This is a genomic window from Curtanaerobium respiraculi, from assembly GCF_024609215.1.
Classification (GTDB): Bacteria; Actinomycetota; Coriobacteriia; order Coriobacteriales; family Eggerthellaceae; genus Curtanaerobium; species Curtanaerobium respiraculi.
This window is the reverse complement of sequence record NZ_JANIPD030000001.1, coordinates 420135-441335: the sequence shown is the minus strand read 5'-3', so window position 1 is coordinate 441335 and position 21201 is coordinate 420135. Positions and strand designations below refer to the sequence as shown.

Annotated in this window: 14 protein-coding genes and 1 tRNA gene; 11 read left to right on the top strand and 4 right to left on the bottom strand. The window is 61.4% G+C overall.

Translation table 11 applies throughout. The annotated features are described in order from the left end of the window. Positions 1 to 70 precede the first annotated feature (70 nt). Positions 71 to 1075: a ParB/RepB/Spo0J family partition protein gene (locus NOV21_RS01880; protein ID WP_283169949.1), complete on the top strand. Its 1005-nt coding sequence runs from the start codon at positions 71 to 73 to the stop codon at positions 1073 to 1075. 75 nt (positions 1076 to 1150) lie between these two features. Here NOV21_RS01880 and rlmN read toward each other — a convergent pair whose 3' ends face one another. Next, the gene (gene rlmN, locus NOV21_RS01875; protein ID WP_283169948.1) at positions 1151 to 2191 is read right to left on the bottom strand and encodes a dual-specificity RNA methyltransferase RlmN; all 1041 of its coding nucleotides are present in this window, start codon (positions 2189 to 2191) and stop codon (positions 1151 to 1153) included. An 81-nt stretch (positions 2192 to 2272) separates the two neighbouring features. Here rlmN and NOV21_RS01870 point away from each other — a divergent pair, with 81 nt between their 5' ends. Beyond that, complete coding sequence (locus NOV21_RS01870) at positions 2273 to 3217, top strand: D-alanine--D-alanine ligase family protein (RefSeq protein ID WP_283169947.1); 945 nt, start codon at positions 2273 to 2275, stop codon at positions 3215 to 3217. On the opposite strand, the gene NOV21_RS01865 is transcribed toward NOV21_RS01870, so the two are convergent. Further along, positions 3203 to 3847 (bottom strand): hypothetical protein, encoded by a 645-nt coding sequence (locus NOV21_RS01865; protein ID WP_283169946.1) that lies wholly within the window; start codon positions 3845 to 3847, stop codon positions 3203 to 3205. The genes NOV21_RS01870 and NOV21_RS01865 overlap by 15 nt on opposite strands. Before the next feature lie 32 nt (positions 3848 to 3879). Between NOV21_RS01865 and NOV21_RS01860 the strand changes: the two genes are divergently transcribed. The 9 genes from NOV21_RS01860 to menC all read left to right on the top strand — a co-directional run bounded on the left by NOV21_RS01860 (position 3880) and on the right by menC (position 18729). After that, entirely contained in the window at positions 3880 to 6924 is a 3045-nt protein-coding gene (locus NOV21_RS01860) for a helicase C-terminal domain-containing protein (RefSeq protein WP_283169945.1), read from the top strand. A gap of 93 nt (positions 6925 to 7017) precedes the next feature. Next, positions 7018 to 10101 carry a M28 family peptidase gene (locus NOV21_RS01855; protein ID WP_283169944.1) on the top strand — a complete coding sequence of 1028 codons (3084 nt, stop codon included), beginning with the start codon at positions 7018 to 7020 and terminating at the stop codon, positions 10099 to 10101. Positions 10102 to 10118: 17 nt separating this feature from the next. Beyond that, positions 10119 to 10193: transfer RNA gene (locus NOV21_RS01850), tRNA-Gly, on the top strand. Between the two features lie 126 nt (positions 10194 to 10319). Next, positions 10320 to 10964: an HAD family hydrolase gene (locus NOV21_RS01845; RefSeq protein WP_283169943.1), complete on the top strand. Its 645-nt coding sequence runs from the start codon at positions 10320 to 10322 to the stop codon at positions 10962 to 10964. Positions 10965 to 11011: 47 nt separating this feature from the next. Beyond that, positions 11012 to 12268, top strand: a complete 1257-nt coding sequence (locus tag NOV21_RS01840) for an isochorismate synthase (protein ID WP_283169942.1) — start codon at positions 11012 to 11014, stop codon at positions 12266 to 12268. Next, a complete protein-coding gene (gene menD / locus NOV21_RS01835; RefSeq protein WP_283169941.1) occupies positions 12265 to 14448 on the top strand; it encodes a 2-succinyl-5-enolpyruvyl-6-hydroxy-3-cyclohexene-1-carboxylic-acid synthase in 2184 nt (727 codons plus the stop codon). The genes NOV21_RS01840 and menD overlap by 4 nt, the downstream gene beginning before the upstream one ends. Then, the gene (locus NOV21_RS01830) at positions 14435 to 15181 is read left to right on the top strand and encodes an alpha/beta fold hydrolase (RefSeq protein WP_283169940.1); all 747 of its coding nucleotides are present in this window, start codon (positions 14435 to 14437) and stop codon (positions 15179 to 15181) included. Before menD ends, NOV21_RS01830 begins: the two co-directional genes overlap by 14 nt. Further along, positions 15178 to 16014, top strand: a complete 837-nt coding sequence (gene menB / locus NOV21_RS01825; RefSeq protein ID WP_283169939.1) for a 1,4-dihydroxy-2-naphthoyl-CoA synthase — start codon at positions 15178 to 15180, stop codon at positions 16012 to 16014. The genes NOV21_RS01830 and menB overlap by 4 nt, the downstream gene beginning before the upstream one ends. Positions 16015 to 16041: 27 nt before the next feature. Continuing rightward, positions 16042 to 18729, top strand: coding sequence for an o-succinylbenzoate synthase (gene menC / locus NOV21_RS01820; RefSeq protein ID WP_283169938.1), 2688 nt, complete (start codon positions 16042 to 16044; stop codon positions 18727 to 18729). Between the two features lie 151 nt (positions 18730 to 18880). On the opposite strand, the gene feoB is transcribed toward menC, so the two are convergent. Both feoB and NOV21_RS01810 read right to left on the bottom strand, forming a co-directional pair. Then, on the bottom strand, positions 18881 to 20908 hold the full coding sequence (gene feoB / locus NOV21_RS01815) for a ferrous iron transport protein B (RefSeq protein ID WP_283169937.1): 2028 nt from the start codon (positions 20906 to 20908) through the stop codon (positions 18881 to 18883). Continuing rightward, complete coding sequence (locus NOV21_RS01810) at positions 20905 to 21123, bottom strand: FeoA family protein (RefSeq protein ID WP_283169936.1); 219 nt, start codon at positions 21121 to 21123, stop codon at positions 20905 to 20907. The genes feoB and NOV21_RS01810 overlap by 4 nt, the downstream gene beginning before the upstream one ends. Positions 21124 to 21201: the final 78 nt, after the last annotated feature.

Sequence of the window (21201 nt, the reverse complement as noted above, 5' to 3'; positions counted from 1 at the left end):
CCCGGGATCCCCCGATTCGACTGAGAAACCGGCCGCTTCGCCTGAATCGGAAAAAGGCAAAGCTCAGGTGATGACCACGGTGACGGAGGAAGCCGCCGCCGCCGCTCGGATACAGGAACGTCCCGCCCGACCTCCCCAAGCATCCCTCCAAGAGATAAGGGCTGTTTCCCGCGCAGAGAACGCTCTGCGAGAAGCCGAGATGCGAGGCGATGTGGCAAAGCCGGTTCCTTATATCGAAGAAGACGATCACACCACGATCAAAGAGGTCGTGGTGCGCGAGAAGCGTGAGATTAAGCAGGCGGACGAGGTGGATATCGATCTCGTGGAACCCAATCCGAACCAGCCACGCACGAACTTCAAAGAGGAAGAGATAGAGGAGCTTGCGACCTCGATTGAGCGCGATGGGCTTTTGCAACCTGTGCTCGTCCGCAAGGTCGGCATGCGGTATCAAATCATAGCCGGAGAACGCCGGTGGCAGGCGTGCAAGCGCGCCGGTCTGAAGACCATCCCCATCCGGGAGAAGGAAGCGGACGACGACAAGGCCCTCGAGCTCGCTTTGATCGAGAATATTCAACGGTCCGATTTGAACCCCATCGAGGAGGCTTACGGGTACAAGCGCCTGATGGAGCGCAACGGGATGACGCAGTCCGACGTCGCGCAGGTCGTATCCAAAGGGCGCTCGACCATCGCCAACGCGCTGAGGCTCCTCGAATTACCCGAGGAAGCGCAACAGCTGCTATTCGAGGATAAGATCACCGCCGGGCATGCTCGCGCTATCCTCTCCGTCCCGACTCCGGAGGGGAAGAGGAAGCTTACCGAGAAGCTGCGCAACGAGAAGCTCTCGGTGAGGGAGACCGAGACCCTTGCCCGGCTCTTCTCCGGTCAGGCGCAGAATAATGCCAATACGAAGAAGAGGATTCCCACCCCGCCGTCTTTCAAGAAGTGTGCCCGGCAGCTGAGGAAGCGCTTGAACACGAAGGTGAGCGTGAAGACGGTGCGTGGACGGAATAAGATCGAGATCGAATTCGTCGACGAAGAGGATTTAAAGCGCATCTTCGAGTTGATGGATCATTAGGAAAGGGGTTTCATCCCTCTTCCACGCATGGTTTGGATTGCAGCCAGCGGGATTTTCCGCACGAGGCCGCTAAAATCAATGCTTGTTCTTCAGCTGGCCGCATGCGCCGTCGATATCGGCGCCGCGCGAATCACGGAGGCTTGTTTCGATCCCCGCGCGGGCAAGTTCGTCCATCCAGTGCTTGACGGTGTGATCCGAGCTCGGTTTGAACGGGCTTCCCTCCACATCGTTCAAAGGAAGCAGGTTGATATGGATATGAAGGCCCCGGCAGAACGATCGTAATGCCCGAAGGTGCCGCTCGTCGTCATTGAAACCTTCGATCAGGAGGTACTCGAGGCTTACTCGCCGACCGGAGGCATCGAAATAGGCCCTTAGATCGGCTCTCAATGCCTCGCAATTCTCGTTTCGGACTTTGGGCATGAGTTGATCACGCGTTTCCTGCACGGCGGAATGGAGGGAGAGGGCAAGCGTGAATTGCTCGGGTTCGCGTGCGAACGCCTCGATTCCACTTGCTATGCCGCAGGTCGACACCGTGATATGGCGTGCTCCGATGTTCAGGCAGTATTCCGAGTTCAGTATATGAAGCGCCGCAATGAGGTTCCCATAATTGAGGAAGGGTTCGCCCTGCCCCATGGCGACGGCATTTGTGATGCGCATTTCGAAGTCCCGCTGCACGGCAAGCACCTGCTGTACCATCTCCCCGGGGAGAAGGTTGCGGGTGAACCCTTCCTTCCCCGTCGCGCAGAACGCACATGCCATGGGGCAGCCCACTTGAGTGGAAAAGCAGACGGTGAGCCTTCGGAGGACTCCCCGGTCGTTCACGTCGCGTGATGGCATGCCAACCGCCTCCACCCGCGCGCCATCATGGAATTCGAGGAGGTACTTCCGCGATCCGTCCTTGGAGACGCGCCGGTCGACCACAAGGGGGATGTCTAAGGGTACTTCCTCCGCGAGGCGTTTTCTGAACGAGATGGGCAAGTTGCTCATTTGGTCGTATGACTCCGCGCCCTTGGCATACAACCATTGGGCAAGCTGTCTTGCCCTGAATCGTGGTTGACCGAATGTCTCTACCACCTGCGGGAATTGTTCGAGCGAAAATGAATTGATGGGTTCCATGGGGCCACCGCGGTTCTCAAAGAGAGGTCGGTTCGATTTGCTACACTCTACCTCGTGATTCATCGAAGGGAAGGAGGGTCCATGAATATTGCGCCTGATAATATCAAGGTTGCATTGCTTGCCGGCGGAACAAGCGGGGAACGACAGATTTCCCTTGAATCCGGGAAGGGTGCCGGTGCCGCGCTCAGGACGGCGGGATTCGATGTGAGGGAATTCGACCCCGCGATCAAAGAGGACCTTATCGCCTTGATCGAAGGGGACTTCGATGTCGCCTTCCTCTGCCTGCACGGCAAAGGAGGGGAGGACGGGTCGATGCAGGGTATGTTGCAAGTGCTCGGAATTCCCTACACCGGGCCGGGGGTATGGTCGAGTGCGACAGCTATGGATAAGGCGAAAGCAAAAATCCACTATGAGGCGCAGGGTATCCCCACTCCCCCCTCCCTCACCCTGTTCGACGAGGCATCGCTTGATGTGGAAGCCGTCCTTGCGGACATCGGCGCCAAAGTGGTTGTGAAGCCGGCAACTGAGGGCAGTGCCCTGGGGGTGAGGATTTGCGCAAGTGCCGAGGAAGTCGTCGCGGCGGTGAAAGAGGCGTTCTCGATGGACGACGAGGTGATCATCGAGTCGTTCGTATCCGGCACCGAGTTGACAGTCGCCGTCCTCGGCAATGACGTCCCCGAAGCTCTTCCGGTGATACAGATCGTGCCGCAGTTGGGCGAATTCTACGATTATGAGTCGAAGTACGCGCCCGGCGGATCGAAGCATATTTGCCCGGCGCCCTTGAGCGATGAACTCACCGCCGCGGCGCAGTCCTGCGCGATGGCGGCGCACAGGGCCTTGGGGTGCACGGGCGTTTCCCGCACCGACATGATCGTCGATGAGCAGGGCAAGGTATGGGTTTTGGAGACGAACACCAACCCCGGCATGACGGAGACGAGCCTGCTTCCCGACGCGGGACGTGCTGCGGGTATGAGTTTTCCCGAACTTTGCACCAGGTTGGTCGAGCTCGCCTTAGAAACCGAGTAGGGACTTCAGAAGCCAAACCACCGCGATCACGAGCACGATATCGAATGCGATCCCGACTGCCATGCATCCGGGATTCTTCTTCCGCGCCGCTTCGATCATGCCCTCGTTGAACGAGCGGTGGTTCTTGATGACTGCCTGGCCCTTCTTTGACGTGCGCTGCTTCTGCCGCGTTTCCGGAAGCCATGAGCCCTTCGTCTCCACGACGCGGGAATAGCCGCTCTGCCCCAGGTCGATTTGGGGCCGGATCCCCTTCGCCAGCATACCCCCCACTCCCTGCACGAAGGTGTCGAAAGCCTCTTCGTCCGCCTTCGAGTAGCAGATGAGGACGACCTCGCCCCAGTACAGGCCTGGCTCGGGTTGCTCTGAATAGCAAACGGATGCGAGGATCGCGTTAACCTTCCATCCACGTGCGTTGCACAGCGCCAGCTCTTGAGCCTCCGGCCCCTCCACCGTGCCGATAGGCTTGCCGAAACGATTGCGCAGCCAGGGGACGGGGTTGCCCCCCTCGACCCTGAATTCGATTGCATAGCGGTCTCCCACCAGGTTGTCGGACCCCATAAGGGTCGCGCCGATTTTCTTATCGGGGGTTGTGAACCGCGCGTACGCGCCGTAATACGGTACCTGGGCCATGAATTTCTCCTTGAAGGACGTTCACACGATGTATGCGATGCAACATTCATGATAGGCTGTCCGAGATCGAAGGCAGGTTGATTCCCACGGGCACGCTCTATAATTACATCATCGAAGGCACTCCGCAGCGCATCATCGACCGCTATGCCGGTTTGCGCGATGCTGCGCTCCATGATGATTTCGGCATACTCGATGAAGATGTGGTGGTGATCGACACCGAAACGACCGGCGTTTCGTTCAAACATGACCAGCTGATCCAAATCGCCGCCGCGCGCATGGTGCGGGGCGAGATACGAGAGTGGTTCGTCACCTTCGTCAATCCGGGTATCTCGATCCCCGAGGAGATCGTCCACCTGACGGATATCCACGATTCCGATGTTGCCGATGCCCCCACTCCCACCGTGGCGGTCAAGCAGCTGGCCGAATTCGTGGGGGAAAGCAACCTCGTCGCCCACAATGCAGCCTTCGATAAGCATTTCTGCACCAAAATCGCCGCGGGATACCCGCTGAAAGACAACGTGTGGATTGATTCGCTCGACCTGGCGCGCATCGCCCTTCCCCGGATGAAATCGCATCGGCTGCTCGACTTGGTGAGGGCATTCGACGCCCCGGTCTCCACCCATCGGGCGGATGCCGATGTCGAGGCCCTCTGCGCGATATATCGGATCCTCCTCGCGGCGGTGCGGGGCATGCCCGCCGCATTGGTGAAGGAGATCGCCGGCATGGCGGACGAGTCCATATGGCCGACATCCCACGTTTTCAAAAAACTCGCCGACGAGGCAGCCGAGGGCTTCAGCCTCAGGCGCACGCGGCAGGCTAATGTGAGCGCCTTCCCGCAGCCCGTTCGAAACGACGCGGCCGACATCGCCGCCGACCCGGCGCGCACGCTCGAATTCGCCTCATCGGACGAGATCGCCGCGGCGTTTTCCTCAGACGGCATGGTGGGCTCGATATATCCCAGGTTCGAGGCGCGCGATGAACAGATAGTCATGGCGCTTGCAGTGAACGACGCTTTCTCCTCATCCGTGAACCTTGCAATCGAAGCGGGAACCGGGGTTGGAAAATCCATGGCATATCTGGTGCCCGCGGTTATCGCCGCAAAGAAGAACGGCATCGGAGTCGGTGTCGCCACCAAGACCAACGCCCTGCTCGACCAGCTTGTGAACCATGAGTTGCCGCTGCTCTCGGATGCCGTCGGAGGATTGGATTTCTGCAGCCTGAAAGGTTTTTCCCACTACCCGTGCCTGCGCATGGTGGAGCGCATGCAGCAGCAGGGTCCCGGGGTGAAGAACGTGGCGGAGGGGGAGATTTCCCGAGCCCCCGCGCTCGCGGCGTTGCTGTCGTTCATCGAGCAGACTGAATACGACGATATCGATGGGTTGAAGTTGGACTACCGCGCCCTGCCCCGGTACGAGATCACCACCACGAGCAAAGATTGCCTCCGAAGGAAGTGCCCGTATTTCGGGGCCAAATGCTTCGTGCACGGATCGCGCCTGCGAGCGGAGCGTGCCGAGATCGTCGTCACGAATCAGACCATGCTGTTCTGCGACATCAACGCTGAAGGGGGGTTGCTCCCTCCCCTCCGCTATTGGGTGGTCGACGAGGCGCACGGAGCCGAGGACGAAGCCAGGCGGGCGTTCAGCTGCAAACTCGATGCCGGGGAGATTGATCGAATCACTCGAAAGATCGCCCCCGCCGACCCTTCCCGCAGCGTGTTCTCCCAAGCCGAGCGGCGCCTTGTGGGTCTGGTGAACATTTCCGAGGAGAGGGCCGCCGAGCTTCTCCCGACCGAAGATCGCACCGGCTCCGATGAAGGGCTCTCGCCGGGAGACACGCTGGTGTTCGCCCTCAGCGGCCGTGCGCAGCGTGCAGGCGCAGCCTACGCTGACGCGGCGCGAGAGTTCATAGCCCATATCCACGACCTGCTGTTCTTCGACCAGAACACGAGGTCGAAGGGATATGACACGGTTGATGTGTGGATCAACGACGAAGTGCGTTCGAGCTACTCGTTCAAAAACCTGTGCGACCTCGCCCATGTCCTGTGCGATGCCGCCGAAAATCTCATCAAAGCCTGTCAGGGTATGGTATCCCTCATGGAGGACATCCCCGCGGCAGCTTCCGCGCAACGCGATATCGCAAGCGTGGCGCTTTCGTTGAAAGACCAAATCGGCGCATGCGAGACCATCCTCTTCGAAGGGCCGGACACCTACGCGTATTCAGCGCACCTGATCAAGCACCCAGGTGGTCGGTTCAAGGGATATGAATCTCTGGAAGCGCTCATGATGAATGTCGGTGCGGAGATGAATGAGACCTTGTACGCCCGCACGCACAGTATCGTGTTCACATCCGCCACCATGACCATCGATGATTCCTTCGATATCTTCACCTCCGCATTGGGACTCGGGCAAAGCGAGCATTCCTCCTTTGAAACCCGCCATTTGGATAGCAGCTACGACTTCGACCGGAATATGTCGGTGTTCGTTGCGTCAGATATGCCCGACCCGAACGACCAAAGCTATCTCGATGCGTTGGCGCGATTCCTCATCGGGATCCACCTCGCGCAACAGGGGAGCACCCTCACGCTGTTCACCAATCGCCGGGAGATGGAGCGGAGCCACGATGTCGTTCAACCCGCGTTGAAACCCCACGACCTGCGCGTTGTTTGCCAGAAATGGGGGGTGAGCGTGAAAGGCCTGCGCGACGAGTTCATCGCCGACGAACACCTATCGCTGTTCGCCCTGAAGAGCTTCTGGGAGGGCTTCGACGCCCCCGGCGCCACGCTCAAAACCGTGGTGATCCCCAAACTGCCCTTCGGCAAGCCGACGGATCCCCTGTCCCAGGCGCGCCAGCATATCGATTCGCAATCATGGGCCCACTATGTCCTGCCCGCCGCCGTGCTCGAGGTGAAGCAGGCCGCGGGCAGGCTGATCAGGTCGTCGACGGATACCGGCAATCTGGTCCTCGCCGACAGGAGGTTGGCGACCAAGGGGTACGGAAAGACCTTCCTGCGTTCGCTTCCGAGCAGGAATATCAGGATCCTCACCATGGCCGAAATCGTCGAGGAGCTGCAAGGATAGGCAGGTCGCGACGTATCCACCCCATGTTTTGGGATATACTTGATCCGATTGAAATGAAAATTTCTGAATGGCGATTCAATTGGAAGGCGCACCATGTCAGAACTGTATGACGATATCGCATACCTCTCGCAGGAAATCGGTCCCCGGCCCGCAGGAACGGAAGAGGAAAACCAAGCGGCGCAATTCATCGCCGAACGCTTCGATAAAAGTGCGGGCCTCAAGGCCGAGGTCGAGGAGTTCGCATGTTCCAATCAACCCGGCCTGACCTCTCCGATCCTCTTCGGCGTGTCCGCGCTGGTGTCCCTGGTCGGTATTTTTTTCCCGGTGCTGACGGTTGCCGCGTTCATCGTCACCCTCGTCTGCGCATTGCTCATCGCGCTCGAGCTGCTGGACAAACCCGTTCTTTCCCGCATGTTCCAGCGCGGGGTGAGCCAGAATGTGATTGCAAAATACCTGCTCGCCCAGGAGGGCCGCGCCCGCCGTCGCAAAATCATATTGGTTGCGAATTATGACAGCGGTCGCGTCGAGCCGGAGCTCGGCGTCCTCGGGAGCTTCCTCCCCATCATCCAGAAAATCGTGTGCTGCGCCGCCGCCCTCCTTCCCCTGTTCTGGCTTATCGCCATCTTCGCCGGGGTCGGCATGGTCATGATGGTGCTCATAGCCGTACTGTCGGTGCTCGCCCTGCTTCCCGTGATCCAATTCGTCATCCATCGCGCGAGCTCCTACAACGAGGCTGCCAACAATAACGCGGCAGGTGTCTCGGCCTTGGTGGAAGTCGCCCGGCGCGTGCAAGATGGGGCGTGGGAGGAGCTTCCCGAATTCGAAGAGGGTCAGGAGCCGCGGATCTACGGGTTAGACGCCGCGGAGCAGGAAGGGGTTCTCCCTGAAGGTGCGCCCGTCGAATACGAAGTGGAACCGAACGCCGCCATCGGGATCCCTGCGGAGAAGGCCTCCGAAGAGGATGCGAGCTCCCAGCGTGCCGAAACCCGCGCCGTGTTCACCGGGCAGGCCCCTCTTGATGCTGCGGAAGGCGCCGCAGTGGAGACGTCCGATGGGTCGGACGGGGAGCAGGAGACGAGCAAGGAGCGGGAGCCGGACGGTGAATCCGGGCATGCGGTGCCTGCTTGGTTCGCCGCCGCCCAGAAGAAGGCCAACAAGCCCAGAAGCACCGGTACGGTCAAGCGCTCGCGCTACGCGGACGCGCTTGACGCGGCCGTTGCCGAGAGCAGCATGTACTTCGCCGAGGCGAACAAGGTCCTTGAAGATGAGGCGGAGCAGCGACTCCAGGCCCGCGCCCGCGACATTGTCGAGGTGAGCGCGCCCGAATCGCCCGATGATATCCCTCCTCGGCCGCAGGTGGCAGAGGAGCCGAAGGCCGCTTCCGATTCCGCGCCTGCCCCGCAGATCGGAGGGACCAAACCCCCCCACGATTTCTCGGCTATCCCCACCCGTTCTGCTGATATCCCCGCCGCCGCTCCAGCACAGCCCGCTCCCCCCGAGAAGTTCGAATCCGTGCAGGACGCACCGACCATGCCTGTTCAGGAGGGCGCCGCCCCATCCGATCCGAGCGCGACGACCGCCATCCCGCCTCTCGACGTCTCGTCCTTGAGAGATGAGCTTAAGACGGCTCCTGATCCTTCGCGCGATACTGCAGCCGAACGTCTGCAGAAGCGACCCTCCCGCCACGTCGAACCGGCCCAGCGCCGCACGCAGAATCGCGTCATGGTCGACGGAACCGACGAAATCTCCCCGATTGCCTCATCGGAAGCCGTGTCTGCGCGCAAGGAGCCGCAGCCCGCGCGTTCCGTTCCCGCGGTCACTCTTCCGCAGGTCCCCGCCACCTCGCCCGATCTCCCCCCCCTCGACAGCTTCAAGCAGCGAGCCCCCTTGGCGCAGGCGGAGGAGGCATCTGCCGATCCCTCGCTTTCGAGCCGCATTCCCCGCATCGAGGCGAACGGCAGCGATCAGTTCGCCCAGCTGCCCGATAATAAGCGCGCCGCCCTGCGGCAGACGCTTCCCTCGATGAGCGGGACGATTTCCGCGGTTCCGCCTCAGCCAGAGAACAAGGCGGTCAGCCTTACGGGTTCGTTTGCCGCCGTCGGAGCGGAACGAACTTTCGCTCCCGTCGGGGACGAGCTAGTCGCCGACATCGCCCCGGAGGAGCGCTACGTCGATGATGCCGACGATTCCGCCTTCGATGAGAACGCGACGGTGACTGGAGCATATGCGGGTCCCGGGTACATGGAGATGCCCGATAAGCATCGCGGTCTGCTGGGCCGCCTCTTCCATCGGAAGAAGAAGGACGAGCCCGAGGAGGAGAACGCCGCCGAATGGTTAGGCGTCGACGAGAATTTCAATCCGACCGAGGTCGGGGCTCGACGCGGAGGCCGGGAGAGCTTCCAGAATGAGAGCGGCGATTACGAATATGGGCAAGCGCCCGACGATGGGTACGTGTACGACGATTACGTCGATTACGAAAATTATGTCGAAACGGACGATCCCGGCAAAACCAAACGTTGGAACGGTGGGGCATTCTCCCGCATCCGCTCTTCCGTCGGCAGGGATGATGCTTCCGCTGAGGATGCCCAGGCGCGCCGCCGCGATCGTCGGAGCGTGGAGCACATGCCCGCCGAGTTCGCCGAGGTTGCAGGACTCGCCGCCGCAAAGTACGCCGCGGAGAACGAAGGCGATCAGATCGCCGAGGAGACGAAGAGGGTGTACGGCTTCCGCAACGCGGGCATCACAACCGAAGTCTGGTTCGTCGCCCTCGGTGCGGAGCATGCCGGGAATGCCGGTATGAAGGCGTTCCTCTCCGAGCATGCGAGCGAGTTGCGGGGATCAGTTGTCATCAACCTCGAAGGCATCGGAGCCGGAGATCTGACTGCGATCGAGGAGGAAGGCCTGATCCTTTCTCGCAGGTCATCGTCACGTGTGAAGAGGTACCTGCATTCGGCCGCGCAGGCTTCGGGCTTCAATCCCGCCGTCCGTTCGATGAAGTGGCGCGAGAGCGCCGCGACGGTCGCGATGCGCCGTGGCTTGCAAGCGGTTACGCTTGCGGGCATGGATGGCGCCAAACCAGCCTATTACGCGCAAGGAGACGATGTGCTGGAAGCGGTCGACGAGGAGATTCTCGATCAGAACATCATGTTCGTAGAGAACATTCTGAAGAACGTCTGATATACTACTTAGTTGCTGCGGGTGTCGCCAAGTGGTAAGGCCCGAGCTTCCCAAGCTCGTATTCGCGGGTTCGAGTCCCGTCACCCGCTCCACTTTTTACATGACAGAAGAGGTTGAGAGATCAACCTCTTCTTCTATATTCGGTGCCCTGAGCGGGGGCGACGAGAACGGTTCGACTACGATGTTTCACGTGAAACATCGTTTGAAAGAGGTTCGATATGGCAGTGGACACATTCATATTCGATTGCGACGGGACGATCTTAAACACGCTTCCCGACCTTGCCGCTCTGACGAATGGAGCGCTTCGGGAGATGGGGTTCCCCGAGCGCTCGGTGGAAGAAATCGAGACATTCATCGGACATGGGGCGCGACGCTTGATCGAACAGGCCGTCCCCGCCGGGTGCACCCCGGAGGAGATGGAGAAGACGCTCACGCGATGGCAGGAGCTGTATCCCGAGTACGGTTTCACTTACACGAAAGCATACGAGGGGATTCCCGAGACGCTTGCGGAACTGAAAACGGCGGGCGCCAAGCTCGCGGTCCTGTCCAACAAGTTCGACGCCGCCACGCGTTCCGTCTGCGAGAACTACTTTCCGAACGTATTCGATGCAGTTCACGGGGAGAGGCCGGGCATCCCGCGCAAACCCGATCCCCGAGGGCTGCTCATGACGATAGATGAGCTGGGGAGCACGACGGATTCGACGGTGTACATCGGTGACTCGCCAGTCGATGCGGAAGTCGGTCGGAATGCGGGATGCGGGACGGTATGCGTTGACTGGGGGTTCAACCCCCTCGGCAATCTGGAGGCAGCTCGTCCCGACCGCATAATCTCCGCACCGGACCAGCTTCTCGCACTGCTGTGACGATGCGTTAGAATGGGTCGATGAGCCCCGCGAGGGAAAGGAAAGCGGTGCCGAAGGTCTACACATATTCCGAAACGTTGCCGGCCGATATCGTCGACGCCTTCTGCGCGCTCCAAAAAGGGTTCACGGACCAATTCGTGTACTACGATAAGGAAAAGAGGCTCAGATTCTTCGGCCTGGGTCGCTGCATCGCCGTGCAGTCGGTCGACGAGATAGACGAGGTTCGGCAGGGGTCGGCAGATATAGCGACGGTGCTGTTCAGCTACGATCGGTTCGATGCTGAAAACCCTGCTCCCGCGGATGAGCTGTTCTCGAGCTATCCAAGGCTCCGGTTCCTCCTCCCCGAAGTCGTTCTGGTACAGGATGACCGGGGTACCTTCCTGCAGGTGAACAGCTTGGGCCCGGTATACCCGGGGCGAGTCGACCGCTTCGCCCGGGAAGCGGCCCGTGCGAAGCGACGTGAGCGGGTTACCATCCCCTACACCCTGACGGAGGATTCCCGCGATGCATGGCGAAGCGAGGTTGCCGATGCGCTGCGCGCCATACGCGGGGAAAAAGTGGACAAGGTGGTGCTCTCCCGGCGTCTGAGGTTGACCGCGGAGCATCCGTTTTCAAGCAAGGACCTGCTGATCAACCTCATCGACGGCCCGTCGCGCGGCGTGGTGTTCATGTACCGGTACGGCGACGTTTTCTTCTGCGGATGCACGCCCGAGCTGCTGGTTCGGAAACACGGCTCGCTGATGGAAACCGAGTGTCTCGCAGGCACCTGCCCCCAGTCGGCGGATCCAGCGGATTCGCAGATCAAGGCAAACGGTCTCCTCCACGACGAGAAGAACCTCCGCGAGCATGCGTTTGTGGTGGATTTCATCCGTGCTGTCGTGGAACGCAACTGCTACGACGTCTCGATTCCCGCTTCCCCGACGATCAAAGTCCTTCCCCATGTCCAGCATCTGCACACGCCGATAAGGGCCCGCATGATGGACGGGCGCAGCATCGAGAATCTTGCCGACCAGCTTTCACCCACGCCGGCGCTGTCCGGTTCTCCCGTCGGCGAGGCGATGATGCTCATCCGGCGCATCGAGCCGTACAACCGCGGGTTCTTTGGCGGGAGCATAGGGGTTGTCGACACCGAGGGCGACGGCGCGTTCAACGTGTCGATCCGGAGCGGGGTTTTCGACGGCGAGGCGGGGTATGTCTATGCCGGTTGCGGCATCGTGGAGGGAAGCGGTGCCGATTCCGAGTACGATGAGATAGAAATGAAGTTGAAGACGATCCTCTCTGCATTCGACGGGGGCGAAAGATGACATCGAACGACGCGACGCAGCCCATGCATAAGTCCGTCCAGATCGACCAGCGGATAATAGATGCTGCGATGAGGGCTGTCCAGCGCGAACGCGCCCGCCAGGGAGGGGTTTTTGAGAGAGGCGGCCAGTCGATAGAAGAGTTCACCGCGGGGTTCACGTCGCCCAATGTGACGTCGGGGTATCGCGTTCCGATCGTCTCCCTCGACAGGGCGGAGGATGAGTCGCCCGCCAATCGGAGCGAAAAGGCGGCGGATGCGGCGAGGCAGCCCTCTCGGGACGAAGGGACGGATGTGAAAACCGAAACCGACGAGCAGGAGACCAGCGGGCTCGATATCCTCGTGGACGAATCCGAGGAAACGGGATCCCAGACATTGGAACCGGCGACGCAGGAGCAGTCCGGGAACGAGCTTCGCCCCGAAGCGGCCGTTCTCCATCCCGATGAGGAGGGTTCCCCCAACCTAGCCCCCGAGGAGGTCAACGCAGCCTTCCTGGATGCCTTCTTCGCGGAACTCCAGCGGTGCGGCGTCGTAGATTACGTGATCAGCCCTGGGTCCCGCTCCACCGGTCTTGCGATGAAGGCGTACGAGCGTTTCCACGACGTGTACGTCCACGTCGACGAGCGCGGCGCGGCCTTCTTCGCGCTGGGCCTGGCGAAGGCGAAGCGCCGCCCCGTCGCGGTCATCTGCACCAGCGGCACCGCCGTGGGGAATTGGATGCCCGCCGTCCTCGAAGCGGAGTCGAGCCGCGTTCCCCTGCTATTCCTCTCCGGCGACCGCCCTGCGCGCCTGCAGCACGTCGGCTCTCCCCAAACATGCGACCAATTGAACATGTTCGGCTCCCATGTGAGGAAATTCATCCAGATGCCCGAGCCGAGCGCCGACCCCACCATCCTCTCGTATGCCCGGCAGATGGCCCTCGAGGCATGCATAGCCGCGCATGGCGCAGTGCCCGGTATGCAAAGCTGCGATGCTGGGCCAGTGCACCTGAACTTCCCCTTCGACGAGCCATTGATCCCCGCGGCTAAAACGCGTGACGACGATGCCAACCCCCTTCCCCCCACAGTGGTCGCCGGACAGGGCCTCTATCCGGCCGATGTCAAGGGCATCCGGAAGGTCCTCGCCGGCAGGCGCACCATAGCCCTCTGCGGCGAGGGTTCGATCAACTCCCCGGAAGACGCCGAGGTGCTTCTGGAGTTCGCCCGCGAGCTCCATATCCCGCTCATCGCGGATCCGCTCTCGGGGCTCCGATCGTATGGCGACCCCCTCGTCCTCGATGCCTACGGCGGCATGGACTCGAACGAGATCCCCGCGGCGGATGTCGTCATCCGCTTCGGTCGATGGCCCGTTTCCAAGATGCTGACGCGGGTCCTCGCAGACCAGCATCCCGTGCACATCGCAGTCGACGTGCGGGATACGCGCGATATGACCAGCTCAACCAGCTTGTTCGTGCACACGTTGCCGGTGGTGTTCGCAACGGCACTGCGCGACGCCTCCTCGGAGCTGGCTGCGGACGAAGCGGGCTGCGCGGAATGGGTCGAGGCGAACGAGCGCGCGGCGGATCGGATTAATGCGTCGATTCGACCCCAGAGAGATGATTTCGAGGGAGCCTACGTCGCCAAGACGCTCGAACTCGCACCCGAGGATTCGCTGGTGTTCTGCGCGAACAGCATGAGCATCCGCGCACTGGACCGCTATTACCGCAAGGGCGGCAAAAACCTTCGGGTGCTCTGCAATCGGGGACTCAACGGCATCGACGGAACGCTGTCCAGCGCGATCGGCGCCTCGCAAGCGTATCGACAGGCGACGTTCATCACCGGCGACCTCGCCCTTCTCCACGACGTGAACGCGTTCGCCTTCCAAAACGAGCTGCGCGTGCGCGAAATGCACGGTGGGGGCCTCGCCCCGACGCTCGTCGTGGTGCTCCTGAATAACAACGGCGGGGGGATTTTCGACATGCTGCCCCAGAAGAGCCAAGAGGACCATTTCGCCCGGTTGTTCCTAACCCCACAGAACGTCAACTTCAAGCAGATTGCCCAGGGTTTCGGAGTTCCCTACGAGCGCGCTCGCACGATCGCAGGGTTCAGGACCGCGTATCAGAACGCGATCGCGCAACCTGGCGTGTCCCTCATCGAGGTGCCCGTCCCCCTTGCCGGCGTGACGGAGAGGTATGCCCTTCAGTAACCTGGTCGACAAGCGTTCGAAACCTCTGCTGCTCCTGCACGGATTCATGCAGGATGCCCGCACATGGGATTCGATCAGATTGCCCGCCGGTGCGCATGCTTTCGATTACGCTGCGCACCGCGACGGGCGGATGGGCTCGCTGATCGCCTCCGTGCACGAGGAATCGGTCCGCATGGGAGGGGCCTCCGTGTTGGTCGGCTACTCCATGGGGGGTCGAATCGCGGCCTTATGCGCCCTCCGGCATCCCGATGCCGTAGCGGGCCTGGTGCTGGAAAGCGCCGGACTCGGATGCATCGACGAGGAGGATCGCACGTGCTGCGCCGAGCGGAACGAAGCGTGGGCCGCGCAATTGGATGACGGCTCCCCCCTCGCTTTCGAGGAGTTCATCAACCGGTGGGAGGATTTGCCGCTGTTCGCGACCCAAAGGGAGCTTCCCGCAAGCGTCCAAGAGCTCCAGCGCCGGATGCGCCGCGCGTGCGATCCGGCGCGCCTTGCCAACCAGCTGCGGTACGCCGGCGTGCAGACCATGCCGCTCGAACGGGATACGGTTGAATCGTTGACCCGGCTCCCCTTCCCGGTGCACTACATCGTGGGAACGCGGGATGCGAAGTATTCGTCGCTGGCTGACCGATTGCCCGAAAGTTTCATCGTCCATCGCGTGAATGCAGGACATAATGTGCATATGGAAAATCCGCAAGCATACGAGGACATCATCCGGAAGGAGTTTGCATGAGTGTGAAGTGGGAGAAGGCGGCGGAATACCGTGAGATCTTCTACGAGAAAGCCGACGGTATCGCGAAGATCACGATCAACCGTCCGGAGAGGCGAAACGCATTCACCCCGTTGACGGTGAGCGAGATGTTCGACGCCTTCAGCCGCGCGCGAGACGACAGCAAGGTGGGGGTGATCATTCTGACCGGCATGAACCATGGAGGACGCCATGAGGACGAGGCATTTTGCAGCGGCGGCGACCAGAAGATCCGCGGCAACGGCGGTTATGTCGGCGAGGATAAGATCGCACGCCTGAACGTGCTCGACCTGCAGCGTCTGATGCGCGTGGTCCCGAAGCCCATCATCGCCATGGTGAATGGATACGCCATCGGCGGAGGCCACATACTGCACCTGCTGTGCGATTTGACTATCGCAGCCGAAACCGCGAAATTCGGGCAGACCGGGCCCAAGGTTGGCAGCTTCGATGCCGGGTACGGAGCCGCATACCTTGCCGCGATCGTGGGGCAGAAAAAGGCACGCGAGATATGGTTCATGTGCCGTCAGTACACCGCACGGGAAGCGGAGCGCATGGGCATGGTCAACAAGGTGGTCCCGTTCGAGCAGCTCGAGGACGAGTGCGTGGCGTGGGCGAAGGAGATGATGCAATGGAGTCCGACCGCCTTGCGATTCATGAAAGCGAGCCTGAACGCCGCTACCGACGGATACGCCGGCCTGGCCCAACTTGGCGGCGATGCGACGCTTCTGTATTACACCACCGATGAGGCGAAGGAGGGGCGCGACGCCTTCAAGGAAAAGCGCAAACCCGACTTCTCGAAATACCCGGTATTCCCCTAGGATGGAATCCTGGTCCGACGCCAGCGAATGGAAGAGCGCTCACTGAATATCCTGGAATCGCTTGAGGCGTGCGCGACCCTGCGCGCCGCGGAGCCATGCTTCATCGACGCGACGCGGCAGTACCGGAGCGTCAGCTGGGAGCGCGCACGGTCGTGCGCGCTGCGCCTCGCCCGCGCATGGCATCGGGAGGGATTCAACCGCGGTGATCGGATCCCGATCGATATGGCGAACGGAGCTGCGTTGGTGTACGCAGTCCTTGCCGCCGCGTACGGCGGCTTCTGCCTGGTGATGCTGAACGTGCGCTTGATGGAATCGGAGAAGGAGGATCGTCTCCGGGACATAGCCGCGCCGCAGCGCACCGTCGGCGATGGGGCGGGGGCGGTATCGCATCCCTTCACCGAGGGGGATGCGATCGCCGCCATCCGCACATCCTCCTTTTCCTCGGCTTCGCAGGAGATGATCTTCGCGCATGCTTGCATCCATGATTTCGACGATGACGTCCCCGCGGTGGTGATGTTCACCAGCGGGACATCGGGCAAGCCGAAGGCCGCGGCGCTCACCTGGTCCAATTTCACGGGCGCATCGCGTGCGTCGAATAGGGTGCTCGGCGTATCCGCACATGCACGCTGGCAGCTGACCCTGCCCATGTACCACGTCGGGGGCTTGCAGATCGTCGTGCGCGCGCTGCTCTCGCAAACCGCCTTCATCCTCTACCGTGCATTCGATCCTCAAACCATCCTGCGTGACGGCCGCGCCTACGGCTGCACTCACATCTCGGTGGTGGACAAGATGCTGCAGGATATGTTGGCGGCTCCTGAGGCCGCAGCGCTCCTTCCGCGCTACAAATGCGTGCTGCTCGGCGGCGCCGCGCCCAACGCCGCCATGCTCCGCAAGGCCCAGGATCTCGGTGCCGCGGTGGTGGTGAGCTATGGGATGACCGAGACATGTAGCCATATCGCGTGTTCTCCCGTGGTCGGCGCCGACGAGGGGATGCGCCTGCTTCCCGGATACCGGGCGATCGTGCTCGATCCCGACGAGCGCGGCTTCGGCCGGCTTGCCGTTGCGGGGCCGGGGGTGTTCGGCGGCTATCTCAACGCACGCGCGGATTTTACCGCGGACGGGTATTTCATCACCGGAGACCGGGGGAAGATCGAAGATGGTCGGCTGGTGGTAGCGGAACGTACGGGGGATATGTTCGTCTCGGGTGGGGAGAACGTCTACCCTGAGGAAATACGCAGAAAGTTGTTGCAGATACCCGATGTCACCGAGGCGTTCGTCTTTGGCGCCGAGGATATTCGATGGGGTCGGCGTCCCATCGCATTCGTGGAGATGGCCCAAGCAGCGAAAGCCCCCGGTTTCGATCGCGTGCTCGCCGCCGAACACGTTGCGGAGAGCGCTCGAGCGCGGATGGCGCGAATCTACCAGCCAAGGGAGGTCTATGTATTCGATGACCTGCCGCGCAAGGGCATCGGGAAGGTGAACCGCGCGGCGCTGCTCCGCCGCTATGCGAGCCATATCGCCATCTCGCGAATCGAGGTGTGGCGAATCAAACTGCCCTTCATCCATCCAGTGAAGACTGCTAAAACCCTCCTGAAAGAGAGGGAATCCCTCATTATCCGCATTACCGATTCTGCGGGTCGTACCGGAATCGGAGAAGATGTTGCCTTCGCGACAGATTGGTACCTGCCAGAGACGATCTCGGATGATATGCGGGTGATAGAGCGCGTTCTCGCCCCCGAGCTCTTAAAGCATTCGTTCTGGAAGCCCGAAGAGGTAAGCATGCTTTTTAGCCGGCTTTCCCAAACCATCCGTCATCCTTTAGCGTGCGCGGCGCTCGAGAGCGCAGTATGGGACCTGTACGGGAAGATGACCGGGCGTTCGATCAGATCCCTGATCGGCGGGCGCGATGCGGTGGATGACGGTACCTGCCTGCACGCGCTGCCCGAGGGATGGGTTCCAGGCGGGGTCGTGGTCGGCATCGAAGGCGTCACCCGCATGCTCGACAAGGTTTCGCAGGCAGTGGATTCCGGCTACGCTCGCGTAAAGCTGAAGGTTGCCCCCGGCCACGATGTCGAAACCGTGCGCGCGGTGCGGCGGCGGTTCCCCCATCTGCTCATCACGGTTGATGCGAACCAGAGCTATACGGAGAGCGACCTCGACACGCTGAAGGCTTTGGACGCGGAGGGAATAGCCTGCATCGAGGAGCCCCTCGACCCACGTCGTCCGCCGCAGGTAGGCCCCCGCGGCCTTCACGCCCGCCTGACTCGGATTCAGCGCGAGCTCAGCTGCCCCATCGCGCTCGACGAGAGTTGGACGACCGCTGCCGAACTCGAATCCGTACTGGAGGCGTATCCCGACCTCCGATGCGTCGTGGTGAAGGTTGCCAAATTCGGCGGCATCGGACCCGCGCTCGATTTCTGCTCGCAGGCCCGTGGGCGCGGCATCGACTTCTGGCTAGGCGGCATGTTCGAGACAGGCGTGGGAAAGCGCCTTGCCGGCGCCTTTGCGGCGCTTCCCGGTGCCACGCTTCCTGGGGACATCAATCCGACGAGCGGATATTTCCCCATGGATATCTGCCTTCCGCCGTTCGATTTGACGGATGGTTCGCTGGAGGTCAACCCGACGGGATACGAAGCGGGGCTCGGTTGCGAGCTCGACGAGGAAACCCTCGAACGGGTCGCCTTCACCCACCAGGTGTTCGAGCGTCGTTCGTAGCAGGCGCTACCCTGATATTCCTCACCAACCCTGAAATCCATCGCATTGGCGACGTTTTTGGGATTCCTCACCTCCTCCACGGTTCCTTCAATGATAGCGATATGGCTATCCGGTCGAACCGAGGTGGAGGGAGGTTCGCGCAGACGGTTTCCTAGAGGAAGAGAACCGCCACGTGGTACACGATGAAGCTCAGGCAGAGGGCAAGTGCGAAGTAGAACAGCGCAATCAATCCGGTCCATTTTGCGGAATGCGTTTCCCCGTAGGTGACCGAGAGGCTCATCGCGCAGGGCATGTTGAAAGACAACGCGAAGAGGAAGGCGAGCATCTCGGGTGCGGAGACGACGGCGGTCAGCCCGCCGAGGCCGACGCTCGCCCCGCCTTTTGCGGCGATCATGGTGGCGAACAGGCCCTGGCTCATGTTTCCCGCCCCGGCAACGGCCGAAAGGACGCCCAGCGCCGCCTCCTTCGCGAACATCGAGCAGAAGAACGCGAGGAAGGTTCTCCACCCCAATCCGAAGAACTGCGTGACCGGCTCGATCGCCTTGCCGAACGCGAAGATGAGCGAATCATCGGCCGATCCCGTCGGAGAGAACGAGAGCGCCCAGAAGAGCACCATAACCAGGAGCACGATGCGGAACCCGCGTTTGAATATATCCACGGCGCGGCGGATGCTGGTGGTGAAGATGACGCGGAACTTCGGCTTATGATACGGGGGGAGTTCCATCACCAGCCCCGCTCGCTCCGCTTCGGGCGCCAAGCTGTTTCCGAACACCCGCGCGACCAGCAGCATGACGGCGACCATGAGCAGGTAAATCGCAAGGACGATGGCGATCATGCCGCCCGGCCCGAAGTATACGAGGGATATCGTTGGGACGATCGCGAGCGTTGCTCCGCAAGGAACCGCCCAGGTGACGGCGATGGCGAGCAGCCGTTGCCCGTACGAATCGATGACGCGCGTTCCCACGATGCCTGCCATGGTGCAACCGAGGCCCATGATGAATGACATGATGACCTTGCCTTGCAGCCCCAGTTTCTGCATCGAGCTGTCGAAGACGTACGATATGCGCGCGACGACGCCGATCTCCTCGAGCATGCCGAATGCGAAGCCCACCCCGAACACGAACGAGGCCATCGAAAGCGAATACGCCAATGCGGTCACCACGCCGTATGCGAGCAGGTCGTCCACGAACACCGGAGCCCCGATTGCCTCGAGCGCCTCGTACAGCGGAAGAGAGATCAGCGACGGCAGGCTGATCGACGCCATCATCGGGATGACCGCGACAGCGAATGCGACGAGCAGGCCGACGATGATCACCAGGATCGAGACGGGCTTGCCCCACCGTGGCGAAAGCAGAGCGCGATCAAGTCGCGCCATGAACCCCGATTTGACCGGAACGATGGACTGGGCCCCCTCGAGAATGCGATCGACCCAGAGGAAGCGCGCCTTCGCGCAGTCGACGGACCCCTGCTTGCTCCTGCATGCCCGTTGCGCTGCCAGCCAAACGGCATTGAATCCCGCATTCGACGGTGCGGAAGCGTCAGAAAGACGGGGATCATTCGCGGTGTCAGGGGTATCTTCCTCCCGGTCGACGAGCGGCGCGTACTCTCGCCGCCAATCGGGGGAGTTTTCCCGGTACAGGTCCTTGAGTGCCTTGTCATCGATGCGGGAGCCGGATTCGCGTGCGCGGATGACGGCTTCGACCAGCGACGGATAATATGACCGATCGTTGGCGACGAAAGGAACCACCGGGATGCCGAGCCTCTTTTCGAGTTTGGCGTCATCGACCCGTCTGCCTTGCTGCTCGGCCACATCCATCATGTTCAGCACGAGCACGCTAGGGGTGGAGGCACCGACGAAATCGGCGAGGATGTAGAGGCTGCGCGCCAGCTGGCTCGCATCGACCATCAGGCAGACGACATCCGCCCGCCCCTGCTCGATGAATTCCTGGGTGATGCGCTCCTCGTCGGATTGTGCGGACAAACTGTAGGCTCCGGGGAGGTCGCAGACCAGGAAGTTGATTCCCCGTTCGGAGAAGCTCCCCGTCTTCTTCTCAACGGTCTTCCCGGGCCAGTTGCCAACATGCTGATGCCCGCCTGTAAGGCCGTTGAACAAGGTGGATTTGCCGGAGTTGGGCTGGCCGAGCAGGGCGATGTTCAGCGCCCCTACCTCCGCGGTCATTGCGCCACCTCCACCAGAGAGGCATCCTTCCGGCTGATGGCGAGCAAGGTGTCGCGTCCGAACAGGAGAACCGGCCTGCGCCGATCGTTCCGGACGATTTTGACGGAGGCGCCTGGCGACATCCCCATGGATGCGAATCGCGTAAGCAGGCGGATGTCGCCATCGATGTGCGCGATGCACGCCTCCGTTCCGGGCTTTGCTTCTGAGAGATTCACAGCTTTCCTTCCCCACGAGTATAAGTTAGGTAACCCTAATAAATTGATGATAGGGAAAGGAAGGATCGGTTTCAAGAA